The sequence below is a fragment of the Candidatus Bathyanammoxibius amoris genome, assembly GCA_024451685.1.
In the GTDB taxonomy this organism is placed as follows: domain Bacteria; phylum Planctomycetota; class Brocadiia; order Brocadiales; family Bathyanammoxibiaceae; genus Bathyanammoxibius; species Bathyanammoxibius amoris.
The window spans coordinates 15,525-36,396 of record JAMXCW010000019.1 but is presented as its reverse complement, the minus strand read 5'-3'; the positions used below and the strand labels follow the sequence as shown (position 1 = coordinate 36,396).

The 20,872-nt window shown below is 50.9% G+C and carries 17 protein-coding genes and 1 pseudogene; 14 read left to right on the top strand and 4 right to left on the bottom strand.

Features of this window, described 5'->3' with window-relative positions; translation table 11 throughout:
• The 3 genes from NOU37_09195 to NOU37_09185 form a co-directional block, all read left to right on the top strand.
• A partial coding sequence (locus NOU37_09195; GenBank protein MCQ4575403.1) for a hypothetical protein occupies window positions 1–208 on the top strand: 208 nt, incomplete at its 5' end.
• A gap of 178 nt (window positions 209–386) precedes the next feature.
• Window positions 387–2,183, top strand: a complete 1,797-nt coding sequence (locus tag NOU37_09190) for a penicillin acylase family protein (protein ID MCQ4575402.1) — start codon at window positions 387–389, stop codon at window positions 2,181–2,183.
• A 250-nt stretch (window positions 2,184–2,433) separates the two neighbouring features.
• On the top strand, window positions 2,434–2,712 hold the full coding sequence (locus NOU37_09185) for a DUF2703 domain-containing protein (protein MCQ4575401.1): 279 nt from the start codon (window positions 2,434–2,436) through the stop codon (window positions 2,710–2,712).
• Window positions 2,713–2,848: 136 nt separating this feature from the next.
• Here NOU37_09185 and NOU37_09180 read toward each other — a convergent pair.
• The 4 genes and pseudogenes from NOU37_09180 to NOU37_09165 form a co-directional block, all read right to left on the bottom strand.
• A pseudogene (locus tag NOU37_09180) lies at window positions 2,849–3,208 on the bottom strand (heavy-metal-associated domain-containing protein).
• A 195-nt stretch (window positions 3,209–3,403) separates the two neighbouring features.
• Window positions 3,404–4,342, bottom strand: coding sequence for a transporter (locus NOU37_09175; GenBank protein MCQ4575400.1), 939 nt, complete (start codon window positions 4,340–4,342; stop codon window positions 3,404–3,406).
• Between the two features lie 19 nt (window positions 4,343–4,361).
• Entirely contained in the window at window positions 4,362–4,640 is a 279-nt protein-coding gene (locus tag NOU37_09170) for a thioredoxin family protein (GenBank protein ID MCQ4575399.1), read from the bottom strand.
• Window positions 4,641–4,645: 5 nt separating this feature from the next.
• Window positions 4,646–5,098 (bottom strand): heavy metal-responsive transcriptional regulator, encoded by a 453-nt coding sequence (locus NOU37_09165; GenBank protein MCQ4575398.1) that lies wholly within the window; start codon window positions 5,096–5,098, stop codon window positions 4,646–4,648.
• A gap of 427 nt (window positions 5,099–5,525) precedes the next feature.
• Between NOU37_09165 and NOU37_09160 the strand changes: the two genes are divergently transcribed.
• The 11 genes from NOU37_09160 to NOU37_09110 all read left to right on the top strand — a co-directional run bounded on the left by NOU37_09160 (window position 5,526) and on the right by NOU37_09110 (window position 20,869).
• Window positions 5,526–7,253 (top strand): ATP-binding protein, encoded by a 1,728-nt coding sequence (locus NOU37_09160; protein MCQ4575397.1) that lies wholly within the window; start codon window positions 5,526–5,528, stop codon window positions 7,251–7,253.
• Window positions 7,254–8,690: a sigma-54 dependent transcriptional regulator gene (locus NOU37_09155; GenBank protein ID MCQ4575396.1), complete on the top strand. Its 1,437-nt coding sequence runs from the start codon at window positions 7,254–7,256 to the stop codon at window positions 8,688–8,690.
• A 387-nt stretch (window positions 8,691–9,077) separates the two neighbouring features.
• Window positions 9,078–9,566, top strand: coding sequence for a 4Fe-4S binding protein (locus NOU37_09150; GenBank protein MCQ4575395.1), 489 nt, complete (start codon window positions 9,078–9,080; stop codon window positions 9,564–9,566).
• Between the two features lie 267 nt (window positions 9,567–9,833).
• On the top strand, window positions 9,834–10,328 hold the full coding sequence (locus NOU37_09145; protein MCQ4575394.1) for a 4Fe-4S binding protein: 495 nt from the start codon (window positions 9,834–9,836) through the stop codon (window positions 10,326–10,328).
• Between the two features lie 951 nt (window positions 10,329–11,279).
• Entirely contained in the window at window positions 11,280–12,854 is a 1,575-nt protein-coding gene (locus tag NOU37_09140) for a c-type cytochrome (protein ID MCQ4575393.1), read from the top strand.
• Between the two features lie 79 nt (window positions 12,855–12,933).
• Window positions 12,934–16,287, top strand: coding sequence for a molybdopterin-dependent oxidoreductase (locus NOU37_09135; protein MCQ4575392.1), 3,354 nt, complete (start codon window positions 12,934–12,936; stop codon window positions 16,285–16,287).
• Between the two features lie 57 nt (window positions 16,288–16,344).
• Window positions 16,345–17,520 (top strand): nitrate oxidoreductase subunit beta, encoded by a 1,176-nt coding sequence (locus NOU37_09130; GenBank protein ID MCQ4575391.1) that lies wholly within the window; start codon window positions 16,345–16,347, stop codon window positions 17,518–17,520.
• A gap of 45 nt (window positions 17,521–17,565) precedes the next feature.
• A complete protein-coding gene (locus NOU37_09125; protein ID MCQ4575390.1) occupies window positions 17,566–18,366 on the top strand; it encodes a molecular chaperone TorD family protein in 801 nt (266 codons plus the stop codon).
• Window positions 18,367–18,441: 75 nt separating this feature from the next.
• Complete coding sequence (locus tag NOU37_09120; protein MCQ4575389.1) at window positions 18,442–19,014, top strand: ubiquinol-cytochrome c reductase iron-sulfur subunit; 573 nt, start codon at window positions 18,442–18,444, stop codon at window positions 19,012–19,014.
• Window positions 19,015–19,071: 57 nt separating this feature from the next.
• Window positions 19,072–19,848, top strand: coding sequence for a cytochrome b N-terminal domain-containing protein (locus tag NOU37_09115; protein MCQ4575388.1), 777 nt, complete (start codon window positions 19,072–19,074; stop codon window positions 19,846–19,848).
• A 25-nt stretch (window positions 19,849–19,873) separates the two neighbouring features.
• Complete coding sequence (locus NOU37_09110; protein MCQ4575387.1) at window positions 19,874–20,869, top strand: cytochrome C; 996 nt, start codon at window positions 19,874–19,876, stop codon at window positions 20,867–20,869.
• Window positions 20,870–20,872 lie beyond the last annotated feature (3 nt).

Genomic DNA, 20,872 nt, shown 5'->3' with positions numbered 1-20,872 from the left:
GTTAAACCACGGTGAGTACTATGAGGGCATGTTAAAAGAATATTTACATGTACCACGACACGCTTTTGTTTGGACTACTGGCACACCACATTACATTTTTGAGCAGCACAGGAAAGAACAGGAAGAAGAATTAAAAAGAAAAATTAAAGAGAAAAGAGGCCATATCTTAAAGCTTGTAATGGAATGTCTAGAACTTCAACCAGAATAATTTGTTTCTATTAAATGTACGTTGATGCTACACAACAAACAATTTCCATAGTATACATGGTACGCACATGAAGCTTCGAAATGGTAACTTTGTTAAGGTTGTCTTATTGTTACTACCACTTGTGATTTTGTCGATTGCATCCCCTGCATTTTCTCAGGACGGGTGGTCAAGGCTGCAGGTGGGTAATGAAAGTGTCTCTATCTTCAGGGATGGGTTTGGAATTCCGCACGTCCTGGCAGACAGTGGAGAGGCACTGTTTGAGGCGTTCGGGTACGTGGTTGCGCAGGATAGACTTACACAGCTTGAGATAAGCCGCAGACAGGCACGAGGCAGACTGGCGGAGATCCTGGGGCCGAAGGCCCTGGCGTCCGATATTGAGGCACGGAGGGGGGGCTACACCGATGAGGAGCTTGCGGTACAGTATAATGAACTGAGGGCGGAGACCCTGGCGCTGGTCGAGGCGTACACAAGGGGCATAAACCGCTGGATGGCCAAGGTGAGGGCCGATAGGGACACAAAACTGCCTAAAGAGCTCTGGGAGTTGGGGATAGTAGACCCGGAACCCTGGAGCATTTACGACTCGCTCGCCATCGGTATAGCCGGGGGCAGGCGGTTTGGCCAGCGCGGCGGTTATGAACTGAAAAATCTTAAGGAACTTGAGAAGCTGGGCAGGGAAAAGTTTGACGAAAAATACCCCTTAAACGACCCTTCCGCACCAACCACGATTTCTTTTAATGACTTTAATTATCACTACGATGACGCTGCCGGTTCCCACGAGTACCTCCTTGCAGATAATCGTTTACGGGAAGAAGCCTGGTTAACCACGCTCCCCGGTCTGCCCGCGAGGCTGGGCAGCTACGCGGTGGTGGTGTCTTCGGGGAGGTCGGCCAGTGGGCGGGCCATGCTTCTCGGGTGTCCGCAGATGGGTTTTGAGGGCCCGCAGCCCGGATACGAGATAGACCTCCACGGGGGAGGTTTTGACGTGGCCGGTATGACGTTTCCGGGTCTGCCTGCGGTGCTGATTGGTTATAACAATCACGTCGCGTGGACGGTTACCAGTGGATGCACGGATAATACGGACATATTTATCGAGGAGTTGAACCCGGAAAACAATAAGGAATATAAGTTTAAGGGAGAGTGGCGGGAGTTCGAGTCGAGGGAAGAGCTGTTCAGGGTCAGAGGTATGGCCGGAGACGGTGTTAGAGAGAAAATCTATCGCAGCGTGCACGGGCCGGTGTTTGCTGTCGGTGAGTCGGGGAATCTTGCGTTCAGTAAAAAAAGTACGTTCTGGGGCGAGGAACTGAAATCGTTTGAAAGTTTTCTAAAGATTGACAGGGCTCGTACGATAGAGGATTTTGCCGATGCCGTGAGGACAATAGCCCTCAGTTTTAACCTCTTCTGTGCCGCCGCTGACGGCCGGATAGGGTTCTGGCACGCGGGTAAGTACAGGATTCCCGCGGCGGGTGTCGACCCAAGACTGCCCGCGTCCGGCACGGGACAGGAGGAGTGGCAGGGGTTTGTGCCGGAGGACGACCTGCCGTGTGTTATTAATCCGCCCGAAGGGCTGATAGTAAACTGGAATAATAAACCGTCTAAGGACTGGGATAACGGCGACAACATGCCCTGGGTGGGTGAGCACAGGGTTTTGCGCATATTGTCGCTGGTGGCGGACAAAGACAAGATTACGTTTGAAGAGCTTGAGTCGGTACCCAGCGGCATCGAGAGTCACGGGACCTACGAACAGGTGGTAGAGCTCTCCGAAGACGGGCCCGCTGTCGTCAGCATCCTGCCGCCGGGTGAGAGTGGTTTTATAGACAGGAGAGGGGCGCCTGATTTGCATTTTATTGATCAAGGAGACCTGTTCGAGTCCTGGCAGTATAAGCCCGCCCGTTTTTTGACGGGAGACGCCGACGGAGACGGCGTCTCTGATAGGGAAGAGGCCGACAGGGGAACCAACCCTTTTGTTATGGATTAGAGAACAGTAGGGTTACCCTTAAAATAGTCCAAGGTTTTTACGCCGGCTTAACACAACATCCTTCATGGTCAAGCACGCCCTTATTCGGTATGGTGCCTTCCTCAGAACTCCTGGCAGTTTTGGAGAAGAAGGGCTATAAAGGGACTACAGCAGTAAATTCTTCGGGCAAAAGATAAGGAATAGGTGCGCGTTTATGACACTGAATATTCAACTTTTACATGCACTGGACTGTCACAGTTATCAAAAGGCTATGAGTGAACTGGAAGGAGCCTTGGAAGAAGCGGGATTACCTGTAAGATATGAGGTCATTCTTGTAAATAGCCAGGTGGAGGCGGAAGAATGTAGATTTATTGGCTCGCCAACCATAAGGATTAATGATGTCGATATTGAGCCAGAGGCTGCAGGTGTTGAGAAATTCAGCCTGTGCAGTTGCCGGCCCTATTTCTGGAAGGACAAATTTTACGACTACCCACCCAAGGATATGATTCTGGCTGCAATAAGGCAGCGCATAGGGGCAAGGAGCAGGTAATTAAAAGACATCAGTATCCGCCGGGTAGAAGGTAAGCATGTAAGCCAGTAACCAAACAATCTTAAAGTTGAATCTTATGCATGTGAACACGCCGCCCAAATTTGTGTCGGGTAACAAAAGATATTTTTCGGAAAATTTACTCAGTGTCTACAAGCTCAAAGCTTTCTATTGTTAAATGAGGTGGAGTTTTCTTTTTTAGGGCATGAACCTTACCTACCAGCCTCAGCTCTTTACCCATCATTGCTTTATCGGCCTTTAACCCCTCTGCTATAAGAAATAGATTTCCCTTTATGTCCTCTCTTATGGCTAAACGGCCATCTCGTTCTACGAGTGTACCTTTTATAATAATTTTAATGTTCTCGACCCCAAGTTCGCTATCCGCTACGGCCTGTACCAGTTTATGTAGGTCTAGAGAATCTCCTTGCTTAGCTGTTACTACTGCTGACTGTTTTTCCAAACTAACTACTACATCCTGAACGCCATCCTGGCGCTTTAAGAGTCTTTCGACCCCGTAGGTTCAAAGGTTACAGACCATGCCAACAATTTCTAACTCTGCCTTTTCTACTTGAGCAAAGATGAAGGGCTGCGAGAATAGGACTAAAGAAATGATAAAGAGTACACGGATAGGGTTTCCTATAGACTTCATTTTTAAATACCTCCTTATTCTTATATTCCGAGGTTCCACTACATCTTAATACAGGAACCGAAATCCAAAGACAATATTAGAGTTCCCCAGGTTCCCTACATCATATCCCAATTGCCTTCCCCTCAGGTCTTGATAGATGGGTATCTGCACAGAGGCCTCTATTAGTAGATTCTTCAGGGGAATGGCCTGGATACCCGGGGAGAGAAAGATGGTATTGCTCCCTGTGTTTTCAACATCCCTCCCCCTCTGTCTGGCCTGTTGCTCCCAGACACCATTTAGCTCCAGGATTCCGTAGAACTCAGGGTTGGGGTACTTCTTGGCAGGGAAGAATCTATATGCAAAGGCCAGGTCGTATTTCAGAATATCACCGAACTTATAGTCCAGCGCCCCGGGTGTATTTACCTTATATTGAAGTTCGGCAAAGGTGCTGTTGCGTCTCACAATACGGCTGAAGGCCATGCGAAGGAAAGGGTCAAAAGAGCCTGAACCCAACTGGAGTTTTGGCGGCAGCCTGATGCCCTCATCCCTCCTGCTTGTATCTCCTGTGGGCAGTTCCACACCGCCGATAATGGCCAGGTCGGTCCTCCTCCAGGGGCCTAGCCACTTCTTGAAGGTCCACCTGCCCATAATGGATATATCACCCAGTCCGGCCGCATCCAACGTTACTCGTCTGCCAGATAGATTTCTCCTCAGAGATTTTTCTATCAAGGGGACTGAAATAGTAGCCGCAACATCGCGCGTGGGTGCGTAGCCAAAGACAGTAGGTACTTTCCTTATAGTTAGCCTTCTATCCAGCTCCTTGTTATCATCGTCTGTTTTGTGGATAAACACACCCCGGGACTTCAATACACTGCCAGAGAAGAACGGTGTTACGGCAGTGTCAAAGTTTATGGGCGCTTGAGCCAATGCCTCTTTGGAGTGCTGGTTAGTGAGGTAGAGCGTGGCGATTAGGCACATGGCCGAAAGGGCTTTGTGTCTTGCCATAGGTAGTTTACCGCCTTTTCTATAAGGCGTGGCCAATCCCTGCCGCCTTTAGTGCCTCGACGTTTGGTCTGGAACCCGTGCAGCACTCGGCTATCTTGCCGTCTACGACGATGGTCGGTACACGGCTGATCCCGTAGTGACTCACCTTGTCCAGACATTCCTTACTCTCGCACTGCTCATTAAGGTCATAAACAACTACCTCACAGCTTGGGCAGGCAAGCTCCTTCACCATCTTCACCGCCTCCTGACAGAGGAGACAGCCGGCAGTAAAAATCTCTACCCTTCTTTTTGTAATCATCGTATTTACCTCTCTCTTTTGCGTCTTGCTTTCTTTTTAGTCCCAATATTGGTTGGCACTGCAGCCTCAATATGTGGACATATTGTGGCCTCTTTACCTGATTTATGAGGCCACCTTCTTAAGAGCGTTTTCAGATTATCTCGTAACGCACTTGATTCTCTAATAAGCTCCTCAAGTTCTTTTATCTTGTCTATGGTAAGCCTTCTGACGTGGGTGCACGGCCGGGTGCCGCTTTCCTTTAAAAGCAGTATGTCTTTGATTTCATTGAGCCTGAACCCCAGCCTTTGGGCCTGCTTTATGAACTTGAGCCTGTTGATTACCTCTGGGGAGTAAACCCTGTAACCAGAGCTAGTGCGATCAGCCTCTGGTAAAAGACCGACGTCTTCATAATAGCGGATGGTCTTAGGGTTAAGCCCCAGTTCTCCGGCTACACTACCAATTAACAGTTGCCTTTTCATAGTGACCCCTCCTCCTGCTATATACATTATACACCTTCCAGTGGACTGGAAGGTCAAGGGTTTTTGGGGTTTTTAGTTTGAAGTAACCAGGAGACCTCAGAAAAGACCTTGTATCTACCAGGTTGCGGTCTCAGTTTATTTTTTGATATAATATTAGCTGCTGTTGGCGTAATATTTGCATGTACCTTTCTTGGTATTGGAAGAACTTTTTGCCGTGTTAGAATCTTATAGAATGTATGTACAACAGGTTTAAGGTTGCAATCTTACCAGCTTTCTGCCCCGGTTGAGTCCGCAATTTTGGCTTGACAGCGTAACTTATTGGCATATTATCAAAATGAGAGGCGGAATTTGATGATGGGCGGTAGCAGCGCCTTGTAATAGGGTAAGGATTGGTAACAATACAGAATAAGAACAGGGGGGAGTCCCCGTGAACTTGACAAAGGACCTTTTTCACGAAGAATTGGTAGAACGTCTTTTCTGGTTTATTCGCCTCAGGTGGTTGGCCGCGGGCGGAGCGCTCACGGCGATATTGCTGGCGAATATGGGGGGTCTGATTGAATCCCTGACGCCCCTTGCCTTCTTTACCCTGCTCCTTCTCGGCCTTAACGTCTTATTCTACCTCCATGCCACCAGGGTCAGGAAAGACCCCGTATGGGTAACCAACAATGTCAGGGTACAGATTCTCTGTGACCTCGCAATCCTTACCCTGCTGATACATTATTCGGGTGGCGTGGAGAATCCCTTTTTGTTCTTCTTCGTGTTCCATACCATTCTGGCGAGCATTCTCTTGGAGAGGCGGGAGAGTTATATATTTGCCTTTACGGCCATATTTCTCGTTGGGACCATGGTTTTACTTGAGTACTCCGGTATATTACAGCATCATTGCATGCTCCTCCACAATCCGGTCATGGGGATAAACGTACCTGATTTGTGGAAGAACCCTGTTTATCTAGTTATAACGTTTTTCGTATTTTCAACGGCGTTACTCATTTGCACCTACCTTACGGGTTCTGTGGCGGCCAAGCTCAGGGAACGCAGCCGCAAGCTGAGGGCGTTGCAGGAGGAACTCCTCCGGGTGGAAAAGGATAAATGGCGTGCCGTTCTGGAATGTATGAGAGAGGGTATTGTGTTTGTGGATAACGAGGGCAAGATTGCCTTCTTCAACGCATCGGCATCCGGCATCAAGGATACAGCACTGAAGGCATGTCGTCCTGACGGCGAGCTCAAGTGCCTGGAGAACGGCCCTGAATTATATGGAAAGGGCGACTCCAGCGACTTTTCCCGCACGGTGGAAGTCGACGGCAGGATTTATGAGAGCACGTGTTCTTCCATAAATGATTCTGAGGGCAGGCACCTGGGAAAGGTTATAGTAAGCCGTGACATCACCGAGAGGAAGGAAATGGAGCGTAAGCTGGTGCACCAGGAAAAGATGACTGTTGTCGGCAGGATGGCTGCGGGTATAGCCCATGAGTTAAACAACCCCCTGGGGGTGATTTCCATGTTTACCCAAATAGCGATGAAAAAGGTCTTGCCGGATGAGCCTGTGCATGAATATCTTGATACCATCGGGAGGAATACGGACGTATGTAAAAAGGTAATACAGGGCCTCTTGACCTACGCCAGGACGGGACCGACGCTCAGAGAGAGTATTGACCTTAATGAATGTATCATGGACGTGCTCTTCATGTGTAAACCGCTTATGGATAAACAGAACGTTACGCTTGTTACCGGGCTGGATAAGAATTTGCCTAAATATGAAGGCGACCCGGACCAGTTGCGACAGGTGTTTATGAACCTTGCAATAAACGGGATTCATGCAATGGAGGATGGCGGGCAACTTAGGGTGCTTACAGAGGTAAGCAGCGGAATTAATTCCGCCAGGAGTATTCGTGTTGTGTTCAAGGACATGGGCAAGGGAATTCCGCAAAAAGATTTGTCCAGGATATTCGAACCGTTCTTTACGACCAAGCCTGAAGGCGTTGGGACCGGTCTTGGGCTTTCTATATGTAAAAACTTTTTAGAGGGCCACGGCGGTACTATTTTCGTGGACAGTGAAGAGGGTAAAGGCAGTCAATTTATTATCATATTACCCCTGGAGAAGACTGTTCGTCAGCTGGAGGGAGCGCCCGCAGAGAAATCCGCAGGACTTGTATAGATGATGGAAGATAAACAATTTATTCCTAAACCGTATATTTTGATAGTAGACGACCAGCAGGACATAGCCCGGGGGCTCGCCCTTCTATTGACTGAGGTTGGGGTTGAGGTGACGACCGCCTCTTCGGGGGAGCAGGCACTTGAACACGTCAAAAAGAACCCTGTGGACGTGGTGATAACTGACATCCGCATGCCCGGCATAGGGGGCATATCGCTGCTGGAGAAGATTAAGGAATACCGGCCAAAGATAGAGGTGATACTCCTGACGGCCTACGGCTCTATCGAGTCTGCCATAGAGGCCATGAAAAAGGGGGCCTACCATTATATTACCAAGCCGTTTAACAACGACGAGCTGCTTATTGTGGTGCGGCGGGCCATACAGGAGAAAAGGTTCCACGAGGAGCTTGAATATCTCCGTGAGACGGTCAGCAAGAGCTACGCGTTTGAGAATATCATAGGTCGCAACTGGAGGATGCAGGAGGTTTTTGAGACCATAAGGAAAGTGGCACCTTCAAAGGCCTCCATACTTATCCGTGGCGAGAGCGGCACCGGCAAGGAACTGATTGCCAGGGCCATACACCAGAACAGCCCGCGTGACAAGAATCGTTTCATGGGCATAAATACCGCTGCGCTTCCTGAAAACCTCCTGGAGGCCGAGCTGTTTGGATATAAGAAGGGGGCGTTTACGGGCGCCGATACCGATAAAAAAGGTCTTCTTGTTGAGGCCTCGCAGGGGACCGTGTTCCTGGACGAAATAGGCAGTATGTCGCCGTCTTTTCAGAGTAAGCTCTTGAGAGTCGTTCAGGAGATGGAAGTTACTCCTGTGGGCGCGACCGACCACGTAGATATAGACGTGCGGTTTATATCCGCTACAAATATAGACCTTGAGAAGGCCGTAAAGGACGGCAGCTTCAGAGAAGACCTTTATTACAGGCTTAACGTGGTGCGGATAGGCGTGCCGCCGCTCAGGGAGCGGAAGGAGGACATACCCCTCCTAGCAAGCCACTTTGTAGGGAAGTGGATGGAAGACGGCGGGCAGAGGAAGTTGACCCCCGGAGCTATCAGGAGGCTTATGGAATATGAATGGCCCGGTAATGTAAGAGAGCTGGAAAATGTAATCCAGCGCGCTATCCTTGTGGCGGAGGGCGAAAACATCCAGGTGACGGACATCGTTTTGGGTCATGAGCAGCTTCCATGGCTTGCAGAGGCGGAAGGTTTCAGCGGCACCACCTATGACAAGGCAAAGGAAGAGGTCTTCAGACGCTTCCAGAAGGAGTACTTCACCAGCCTGCTCAGTAAATGTAACGGAAACATAACACTGGCGGCCGAACAAAGCGGTATCACGAGAACCGCCCTTCACCGCATAATAAAGAAACTGGGTCTTTCCGAAGATATACTCAGCATGAGAGACTCGGTCCCGCAGGCCACCTCCAAATAAAACCACGCACACCTGGGTACACAATTATGTGTATCTGCAGATACAGATGTCTAACTTGCTTAAACGACACAACTTGCCTGTCGGGGCCTTTCCTTTTGAGAATTTGATGTAACACCTTTTCCCCCGATTATCATTCTGCCCCGCGTTTGAGGCGCAGATATCCCTTTTTTCTAATCCTTTTAGCCACAAGGTGATATGTAATCTCTGTATACGTCTATGTCGATGTTTAACGGGGATTTCATAATTGTGGTATGCAAATTGCGCTTTACCTATAGACAGAGGGTCTTACAAAATAAAGCCGAAGCGATGAGGGGCCTGGCAGAAGCCCCTGTGATTTGTTTCCGGTGGCATAAGTAGTTGTTGAAGAGATAGAAGGGAGCGAAGAAAGTGGCATATAACATTAACGAGAGTTGCATAGGCTGTACGGTATGTGCCAAGAAATGTCCTGTTGATGCGATCACCGGAGAGAAGAAGGGGTTGCACGTCGTAGACCCGATTGTCTGCATTGACTGTGGCGTGTGCGGCAGTTATTGTCCCGTGGATTGCATCTATGATGAGAGCAACCAGCAGACCTTCAAGTTAAAGAACGGCAGACCGGTTGCGGTGGTGGAACCTGAAAGATGTAGCGGATGCGAGAACTGTGTGTATGTCTGTCCCTTTAACTGCCTCGAGATGGTTGAGGACACGCTGGCCGGCAGCCATTACAGGATATCGAATAACGCCCGTCCGAAGGACTGTGTGTCCTGCAGGATGTGCGAGATGGTCTGCGGCGACAAGAGGGCCATCCAGGTCCGCTGGCCGGACGGTACACACTGCACCAGCCTCTCGGAGACCGGGGCTGGCTCACAGCAGCCGCAAGAGGCCGATTTAGTATAATTAAACTTCCGTGTGGGACTGCCTGTTTTTTGCTTTCTTCTGCCACATAAAAGTAACACTTTCCTGCGTGTTTTTTGCCCCGCATCCGACACATGAATCCCCGTCTCATTCCCCTTAAGTCTTATAATATCAATACGATATGTAGGCTTTCAGCGTTTTAGCCCGGCCCCCCTTTAAAATGGTACGAAAGCTGCTTTCTTCTACATATGTATGACCGGGTAAGACTTAGAACGCATGGGCGAGTTTTACTAATCGGGGTACAAAAAAATGGCATATACAATTGCGGATAAATGCACGGGCTGTACGGTTTGTGCCAAGAAGTGCCCGGTGGGTGCTATCAGCGGGTCTTCAAAAGAGCTGCACGTCATAGACTGCACGTTGTGCACTAACTGTGGTGTCTGTGGCAGTTATTGTCCCGTAGATTGCATATATGACGAGATCGGCCGTCAGACCTTCAAGATAAAAGGTGACAGGCCTGTTGCAGTTGTAGAGGCCGAGTTCTGCACCGGCTGTAAGAGGTGTGTCACGGTGTGTCCGGTTGGGTGTTTGGAGATGACAGAAGACATGTCTGCGGTTTCTAACGATATGAAGGCGCACAATAGGCTGGCGTACAATGCGCGTCCGAAGGACTGTGTGTCCTGTAAGATGTGCGAAACGGTATGCGCCAGTAAATATGCCATTAAGGTGCGCTGGCCGAACGGTGAGGCGTGCGAAAGCCTCTCCATAGGGCCGCAAGGTATCAAGGCCGGGGTTGGTGTATAACGTCTTACGTAGAACCGGCAATCCATAAATGCACAAGACCTTTAATAACATAATAGAGTAGATAGTTGAGGGCCAATTCGCGAGGAAGAAATAGGGCAGAGTGCTAATCCGCACCAAACCAGGAGAAACTTTTGCCCGGAGCCCGGCAGTTGTTTCGACCTCTGCAATATCAACGGTATTGAAGACTGCCGGGCTCCTGTATTTAGTTTAAACAGGACATAAGAATTCTTATTTAGTAAACGATTGAAGTGAATAAGTATATTGTTTTGCTACGCAGGAAACGGCAAAGTTACCTTTCCCCCTTGAAGTGGCTGTATAAGTAGTTTGAGTGAGGTTTAGTGTCTGGGTTAATGTTTGTTGCTTTCTTTTGTTGAGCCAGACCTGACTGGCGTTGCACTAAAAGAAGGCGCGGGGTCGCACTGCCTGTAATGCTTGTAAATTCTCTACCCAAGCCTTTCGTGCACATTCTGGTTTTAGTGCCAGTAAACGCCTCTCGATTTGCCACCACACAGCCGCACGCTTAACACTAACACGCACACCTGGGTACACAAGGGTGTGTACTTATGGCCACAGGTTCAACCTGTGTAACTAACAAGATTTATGTGTTGTATAAGCGCTTTTATGAATTGTATGCAACACAGCCCCTGTCGACCTTCATGTTTATCCCAAATTTTCCTCTCCCTTAATTACAGCATCCGCAAGGTGATATACAACCTCCTTTCGTTTTTAGTGGTGTATTGGCGCGCGCACTGTAAATGGTATGGCAATTGCTTATATACATGTCAGGATGCCGTAATTGCAGCATCCAGTGTAACTTATAGTGCTGCTTGAAGTGATTGTTGTAATATACCTGTAATGGCAAGACAAGCCGTATGCAAGTCAACGGGCCTTGATAGCCGGGAAGGTCGGGTCTGAGACTTATTAATAAATGTGGGAAATAGGAGGAGCCGGATGATGTATCTACGCAAGGTGCTGAGTGTCTGTGTTGTACCGGGGTTGCTTATGTTGTCAGGCCTCGGCATCCCCTCTAACAGCTACGCAGGTGGCGATAAGGAAGCGGGAGAGGCGGTGTACAAGAAGAGGTGTCTGGGCTGTCATGGCGAGAAGGGTGACGGGAAGGGCAGGGCCGCCGTATTTCTTTACCCCAAGCCCAGAGATCTTACCGTCGGGAAATTTGCGCTCCGTTCTACTCCCACCGGGCAGATGCCCACGGATGACGACCTTCTTAAGACCGTGACAAACGGCATACCCGGTTCCTCAATGCCCGCATTTAGTTATATCCCGGAGGATGAGCGTCGAAACGCAATCGCGTACGTGAAGACGCTTGCCGTTTTTTATGATGAGGAAGATGACGAGACCTTCAACCTCTTTGAGCTTCGCGGAACGCCTACGCCTATAAATGTGCCTTCTCCACCGTCGTTTGGTCCTGAGACCGCTAAGAAGGCCAAGGCGATGTATGAGAACGAGAAGCTGGGATGTGTAAAGTGTCACGGCAGGCTCGGTGTGGGAGACGGACCCTCGGCCGATGAGCAGGTGGATGACTGGGACCGTCCGATCAAGGTCAGAGATTTTACCAAGGGTGTTTTCAAGGGTGGCGACACCCCGGAAGACATATACACCAGGTTCGCCACCGGCCTGATGGGCACGCCGATGCCGGCCTTCTCCGGTGACCAGTTGAGTGACGAGGAGCGGTGGCTGGTGGTGCAGTACGTGCTTTCCCTCAGGGACCCCGATGTGAAGGTGGTGAAGCTTCCCTCAGACCTGAGCGTGGCGGTTGACCATACCAGCAAAAAAATCCCGGACGATAATCCATACGACGAGGTTTGGAATGACGCCACGGTGCACGAGATACCTTTAAAAGAACTGTTCCAGCCGGAGATATCTCCAATGCACGTGCGGGTCAGGGCGCTTAAAACGGACAAGGAGCTTGCCATACTGCTTGAATGGGACGACGACAGGGAGGACCTGATTAACCAGAAGAGCGAGACCTTCAGGGACGCCTGTGCCGTGATGTTCTCACCCACGGGTGAGTTCCCCTTCATCGGTATGGGTAATTCAAAGAAGAGGACCGGTGAAGACATTCCAGTTAATATCTGGCACTGGAAGGCCGACTGGCAGCAGGACCAGGGACACTATGTGGAAATAAGACACGTCTATCCCGGCATGCATGTTGACACTTATTTTCACACGAAGGAACTGCAGGACAAGGTCTTTATGTCGGGGCGCGCGGTGGGCAATCTTTTTTCGCAGGAGCATCGCCCGTCTCAGGTAGAAGACATAAACGCCATCGGCTTCGGAAGCCTTGCCTCACAGGGTGAGGCCGGTCAGAACGTACAGGGCAAGGGTATCTACTTTGAGGGTACCTGGCGTGTCGTCTTCAAGCGTACGCTGGCCTGTGCGGGGTCGAATGACATAAAGTTCTCGAAAGGCTCTTCAATACCGATGTCCTTTGCGGTGTGGCATGGCGAGAGAGGGGACAGGAACGGACAAAAGGCGGTTTCCACGTGGTACAGTCTAAAATTTTAACGAAAGAACATTCAGGTAGTTCGTCTCTCATGGGCGAACGGCCTATGTGGATAAAGTTATACTAGGAGGGTAGTAGACAATGGATATTTCCAGACGCGACTTCTTGAGATATACCGGTGCGGCAGCCGGTGGTGCTATGGTAACGTCCCTGCGCCTGCGTCATCTGGCGGCGCAGGAGGACATAATGAATCCCCTTGAACACTATCCGGACAGAAAGTGGGAAGACGTTTACAGGGACCAGTATAAATACGACCGCAGCTTTACCTTTGCCTGCGTCCCGAACGATACACATATATGCCGCCTGAGGGCGTTTGTGAGAAATGGCATTGTCACAAGGACAGAGCAGAACTACGACAGCCACGAGGTCACCGACCTCTACGGCAACAAATGTTCCCCCATGTGGAACCCCAGAGGGTGTCTGAAGGGTTACACGCTGGTCAGGAGGGTTTACGGTCCTTACAGGATTAAATACCCGATGGCCCGCAAGGGCTGGGTTGAGTGGGTAGAGGCCGGCTTCCCCGACCCGATGACACCCGAGAACCAGCAGAAATACTTCCGCAGGGGCAGGGATTCCTGGCAGCGGGTTTCATGGGACTACGCCTCTACGCTTGCCGCCAAGGGTCTGCTGAGGGTGATGGAGCGTTACGGCGGTGCCAAGGGCGCGGAGAGATTGAGGGAGCAGGGTTATCCCGAGGAGATGATAGAGGCCGTGGAGGGAAGTGGCGCCAGGACGATGAAGTTCCGTCCCACCATCGGTCTTAACGGGATAGGGCGTATCGCGTCCGCCCTTCGCCGCTTTTCAAACATGATGGGTATTTATGACGGGAAGGCCGGCGGAAGGGTATGGTCTACCTATACCTGGCACGGCGACCTGGGACCGGGACACCCGATGGTGACGGGTGTTCAGACCTTCGACCCGGAGATAAATGACTTCCGCCACGCAAAGCTGATCGTTTTCTGCGGGAAGAACATGATAGAGAACAAGATGGCCGACGCACACTGGTGGGTGGAGATTATGGAGAGGGGCGGGAAGATAGTCAACATCGCGCCGGAGTACAGTCCGGCCTCCCAGAAGGCCGATTACTGGATGCCGGTTCGTCCGGGTACCGACGTCGCGCTTATGCTGGGCGTGGCCGGCATACTGATAAAAGAAAAGCAGTATGATGAGAAGTTTGTAAAAGAGTTTACCGACCTGCCCCTGCTGATGAGGTGGGATACGCTCAAGCTCCTGAAGGCCAGCGACATAATAAGCGGCTACAAGAACAAGGAGCTTAACGGTTACAGTAAAACCGTCCAGATAATAGACCCTGAGATGAGGGAAGAGTGGGGAGATTTCGTTGTCTGGGACACGAAGTCAAACGGCCCCAAGGTCATCACCAGAGAAGACGTTGGTCAGCACTTTAAGAAAATGGGGATAGACCCCGCGCTCAATGGCAGCTTCAAGGTCAAGACCACGGACGGCAAAGAGGTTGAAGTCAGGCCCGTATTCCAGCTCTATTCGGAGCTTACAAAGGAGTACGACCCGAAAACGGTGCAGGACATTACAGGCTGCCCCGAGAAGATGGTCCGGCAGCTGGCGAAGGATTTTGCCACTATAAGGCCGGCCCAGATACATACCGGCGAGGGCACCAACCACTACTTCCACTGTGACATGAAGGACAGGGCAAACTTCCTCGTTCTCTCACTCACAGGGAATATCGGCAAGTCGGGCGGAAACCCGGGACACTGGGCAGGCAACTACAAGGGCTGCGTATTTCCCGGCGCTGGAGTCGTAATATATGAAGACCCCTTTAACCAGAACCTCAACCCGGACGCCAAGCCGGGCGATATTAAGAGGAAGAAATTCATGTCGTGTGAAGAGCCCGCTTACTGGGGTTACGGGGAGAACATCCTCAAGGTCAAGGGCAAGGTCTTCACCGGCAAGACGCATATGCCCACGCCTACCAAGGTGGAATGGCACATTAACGACAACCACCTGAATAACGCCAAGTGGGCCTTCAACATGATTAAGAACGTCTACCCGAGGGAAGAGATGATCGTGGTCCAGGACTGGGAGTGGACGGGGAGTTGTGAGTATGCGGACCTGGTGTTCCCCGTGCACAGCTGGATGGAATTTACCAGTCCGGAGGTGGCAGCCTCCTGCTCCAACCCGTTCCTGCAGGCATGGACGGGGGGTATAGACCCCATCTACGATACCAGACAGGACCATGAGGTCCTGGCGAACGTAGCCGCCAAGCTCACCGAGCTTACGGGTGTCGAGCACTGGAGAAAGCACTACAAGTTTACTCTGGAAGGAAAGTCGGAGATCTACCTGCAGCGTATACTCGATGCCGGCAGCACGACCGCGGGCTACAAGCTGGACGAACTGATCAAACAGGAAAAGGCATCGATGATGCTCTTCCGTACTTATCCGAGGATACCCGCATGGGAACAGATTAACGAGTCCAAGCCCATGTACAATAAGACAGGCAGGCTTGAGTTCTACCGCGACGAAGACGAGTTCATCGAATACGGTGAAAACCTTGTCGTATACCGTGAACCGGTCGAGGCGACGCCTTACCTGCCCAACGCGATAGTGGCGACCCATGACGCCATAAGACCCAATGACTACGGCATACCGCTTGACGCCACCGGCGCGGATGAACGTTCAGTCAGGAACGTAAAGTTGCCGTGGTCCAAGGTGAAGAACATTAAGAACCCGCTCTGGGAGAAGGGCTACAGGTTCTACTGTCTGACGCCGAAGACCAGGCACAAGGTGCACTCTTCATGGGCTGTCGCCGATTGGAACCTTATCTGGGATTCAAACTACGGCGACCCGTACCGTATGGATAAAAGGACTCCGGGCGTCGGTGAGCACCAGATTCACATGAACCCGGATGACGCAAAAGAACTGGGCATAAATGACGGTGACTACGTCTGGTGTGACGCTAACGAAGAAGACAGGCCATACATGGGTTGGAAACCAACAGACGATTTCTACAAGATTTCCCGCCTTATGTTGAGAGTAAAGTACAACCCGTCGTACCCGAGGGGTGTGACCATGATGAAGCACGCCCCGTGGATGGCCTCATGGAAGACCGTGTTTGCCCATGAGACAAGGGCGGACGGCAGGGCGGTCTCTGCGGATACCGGCTACCAGTCGAACTTTAGATATGGCTCTCACCAGTCCATAACAAGGGGCTGGCTCCAGCCAACCATGATGACCGATAGTCTGGTCAGGAAGAACGATGCGGGCCAGCATATCGAAAAGGGTTATGAGATAGACGTACATGCCCCCAATACGCCGCCGAAGGAGACCCTGGTCAGGATAACGAAGGCTGAGGACGGAGGCATAGAGGGCAGGGGCCTGTGGGACCCTGCCAGGACGGGACACACTCCCGGAAGGGAGAGTGAGGATATGAAGAGATATCTCAAAGGTGAGTTCTATGTCTAACAGGCATACACACTTGGGCGACAAAGAGAATCATTAGGAGTAGGAGGAGGAGCAATAATGACGAAAGTCTATAATTGGCAGCTAGGCCGTGAGATGGAGTATCCCTTTGAGGAGAAAAGGTCCAAGAGACAGTTTGCCGCAGTCTTTAACATAAACCGCTGTATAGCCTGTCAGACCTGCACCATGGCCTGCAAGAGCGCCTGGACGTTTAATAAAGGCCAGGAGTTTATGTGGTGGAACAATGTTGAGACCAAGCCTTTCGGCGGATATCCCCAGTCCTGGGACGTTAAGACACTAGAGACCCTGGGGCCGCAGAAGGGCTGGGACACAGGTAAAAAGGACGACGAGAAGGGGCCTTATGGTGTCTACAAAGGTGACACGCTCTTTGAAAAGGCCACTAACAGCATAGAGGCCAGCGGACAGCAGGCCGTCGGTTATATACCGGAGGACAAGGAATGGCGAGTCCCCAACTTTTATGAGGATACGGCCAACCGTCAGCCCAAGCACAGGGAAGACGGCCTTCTAGAGGGTGCCTCACTGCCTGAGCACGAGATATTCTTCTTCTATCTTCAGAGGATATGCAATCACTGCACCTATCCCGCATGTCTGGCGGCCTGTCCCAGGAAGGCCATCTATAAGAGGCAGGAAGACGGTATCGTCCTTATAGACCAGAAGAGGTGCAGGGGCTACAGGAAGTGTGTGGAGCAGTGTCCGTACAAGAAGCCCATGTACAACGGCAATACGAGGGTCTCGGAGAAGTGCATCGCCTGTTATCCGAGGCTTGAGGGTAAAGACCCGTTGACAGAGGGTAGTGCTATGGTAACGCGGTGTATCTCCGCCTGCGTGGGTAAGATTCGTCTTCAGGGCTGGATTGATGACCCTGACAGCCCGGTTCATACCCTGGTGAGAAAGTTGAAGGTAGCATTGCCTTTATATCCGCAGTTTGGGACGGAGCCTAACATCTATTATATCCCACCCAGATGGGCGCCGAGGAAGTATCTGTATCAGATGTTCGGCCCGGGTGTGGAAGATGCGATTGCGAGGTACAAAAAGCCTTCTCACGAGCTGCTTTCTATATTACAGCTCTTCGGTGTGACGCAGAAGCTTATCTTCTCGTACAAGGTCAATACCGACGCCATCACCGCCTATGACAAAGGCGGCAAGGAGATAATGACCGTGCCTATAGAGGAGCCTGTAATCGTAAGGCCGGAGAAGCATCTGAACATAACGTAATAAAATTGCGGGGTGTGTTTCGTACACCCTGCCATGATAAAAGGGATGAGGTTTAAAGTGGAACAACAGCAGCTTATAGACAGGACGCAGGAGGTTGTTCAGGCCAGGAGTACAATCTACAGCCATTTAGCGGCGGCCTTTGCCTACCCCACGGAAGATTACCTGGTAGAGCTGAAAAGCGGCGAGACTGCGGCAAGCCTCAAAATGGCAGCATCTTTCTTCCCGGAGGAGAAAGAGCTGGTTGCCGCGGTTAATGAGTTTTGCGGGGCGATAGAGAAAGAAGTGCGTTCGCTCGACGTTATAGACATGGAAGGTGAGTACAACAGGATATTTTCTATGGGCCTGATGTGTCCCCACAACGAGACGGAGTTTTGCTCCAGCCACGTGTTCATGAAGGGCCAGGAGCTGGCGGATATCGCAGGGTTCTACAATGCCTTTGGTTTTAAGATCTCAGTGGAAGAAAAGGCATTGGTAGATTTCATAGGGACAGAGCTGGAATTTATGCATGTGGTTACGTTTAAAGAGCATCATGCCCTGAGAAGTGGAGAAGAGGGAAACGCAGGGACCTGCAGAGAGGCCCAGGGGAAGTTCCTCAAAGGTCATTTAGGTGCCTGGGTCGGTGCCTTTTCTAAAATACTTTCTGCCACCACTCATCTGGAATATTTTCGGACGCTGGGAAAACTGTTGGACGAGTTTGTGAGCTTTGAAGGAAGGCATCTTGGAGTGGCGCCTTTCCCTGTGGTGACTGTGCCCGCTTTTAACCCGAAACATCCCGAACCTGAGTCCTTTAAGTGTGGAGAGCCGTCTAAGGAAGACTTCACGTTTAAGGGTGGGCCTAAAGAATAAGAAAAAGGCTCCCGTCAGGGCCTGCAGTTCATACTTCACTAACACAACTTTGAGGGGCAAGAGAGGTGTTTTCTGATGGAGGAAAAAAAGCTGACGGAACATAAAAACCAGACGGCGCATGCCTTGGTGGATAAATCAGCTCTTGCTTCTAAACCAGAGGAAGACACTTCTAAAGGTCGCAGGAGTTTTCTCGTTAAGCTGGGTTGGGCCGGTTTTGCGCTCTTTCAGTTGATATGGATAGTGTCTTTTATGAGATTCTTCTTTCCCAGAACCCTCTTTGAACCGCCAATGACGTTCAAAGTTGGTTATCCGTGGGAGTTTACCGTAGGGACGGTGGACATCAGGTTTCAGCAGAAATATCGCGTGTGGATTGTCAGGGAGACGGAGGGGTTTTATGCCCTTCTGGCAAAGTGTACCCACCTGGGCTGTACGCCGGTCTGGTGGGAGGGTGAGAACAAATTTAAGTGTCCGTGTCACGGCAGCGGCTTCACCAAGGAAGGCGTAAACTATGAAGGCCCCGCTCCCAGACCCCTGGAGAGGCTCAAGCTGGGCCTTGCCGAGGACGGACAGATCGTTGTTTATAAAAGTATTGTGTTCAGGCGAGAGCGTGGTGAGTGGGAAAAGCCGGGCGCCTTCTTGAGGGCCTGAAGACACCCGGTGCTCTCGCCTGGATTTTGATTGATTTCCTGGGAGAAAGTCTCTGCGATGATTTCGGAACAGATAGAAAAGATTAAGGAACAAATCCTAAAGTCCCAGATATACAGGTCGATGTTCCGCAGGGAATTCACGGATACGCCGCGAAACCGTGTCCTGGCCATCCTGGGTAACGTATTCCTGCACCTTCACCCGTCCTATGTGACGAGGCACTCGCTGAAGCTTTCCCATAGCTGGTGCATGGGCGGCATCACCTTTTTGCTGTTCCTGGTCCTTTGTTTTACGGGCGTGTTCCTCTGTTTTTACTATCACCCGGACAAGATAAATGCCTACAAGGACATGAAATATTTTGAGTACGACGTGCCGTTCGGGATAGTTCTCAGGAATATGCACCGGTGGGCGGGGCATCTTATGGTAATAACCGTGTGGCTGCACATGACGCGTGTCTTCATGACGGGTTCTTACAAGCCGCCAAGGGAGTTTAACTGGGTAGTGGGAGTGATACTGCTTGTATTAACGCTGATGCTCAGCTTTACCGGCTACCTGCTTCCTGACGACCAGCTTGGTTTCTGGGCCGTAACGGTCGGAACAAACATGGCCAGGGCCACGCCCCTGATGGGGCACGAGGGGCCCTTCGGGGAGCAGCTTGGTATGACGGCCTTTAACGATGTCAGGTTTGCGCTTCTGGGCGGTTCCGTGGTGGGGGGCAACGCACTGTTGAGGGCATATGTGTGGCACTGTGTGGCCATGCCGATGATAGTAATAATCCTTCTGGCTGTTCACTTCTGGCGGACAAGAAAAGACAGCGTCTCCGCGGGACCGTTATAAATAATAGTAAAAGGACAAAATCTTTATGTGGCATAACATCTGGCATATAGCAAGTAAACCCGACAATATACCGATTGTGATAATGCTCGTCCTTGTGCTGTTCTTCGGATGGCTTTCCTTTTCCCTCGGTATAAAGAACGACCGCATAAGGGCGGAGGCTGCCCGTCGAAGAAAAGAGGGCAACGACGATATAAAGGAGAAGAAAAAGGCCGAGGAAGAGAACCTGGTGGACATGATTGACGTTATGTATCCGGAAGAGGAACAGGGCCTGCCGAAAATGGTGCCCACCTGGCCTCATCTGGTCAAGCTGGAGTTTATATGTGCCATTATCGTCATGGCATTTCTGCTGATATGGTCGGTACCTATTGATGCACCCCTGGAAGAGCTGGCGAACCCCGCACTCACGCCGAACCCTTCGAAGGCACCCTGGTACTTCCTCGGGCTGCAGGACATGCTGGTGTATTTTGACCCCTACATTGCCGGTGTGATTCTGCCCAGTTTTATCATAGTCGGTCTTTTAACCATTCCTTATGTGGATGTTAACCCAAAGGGCAACGGTTACTATACCTTCAGAGAGAGGAGGTTTGCCATACTGACATATTGGTTTGGTTTCTTTTTCCTCTGGGTGCTGGAGATAGTTATCGGGGTATTCTGCCGTGGGCCGGGGTGGATGTTCTTTTGGCCTGGTCAGGAATGGGACCCGCACAGGGTGGTGGCGGAGGTTAACATCAACCTGAACGAATGGCTCGCCGGGATTACAGGCATGGTGACTCTGAAGTCTTATTCGGCGGCCCTTGTTATAGGGCTGGCGACAATTCTGGGCTATTACGCACTTGGCATGCTGCTTCCATACATATGGCTCAAGGGCCGCAAGAGCGAGACGCTGGAGCAACTTGGCCTCATCCGGTTTGGCATAGTCTGTTTCTTCTTCTGGACTATGATGGCCCTCCCTATAAAGATGGTCATGCGTCTGGTATTTTCCATCAAATACATCCTGGTAACACCCTGGTTAAACATTTGAAAA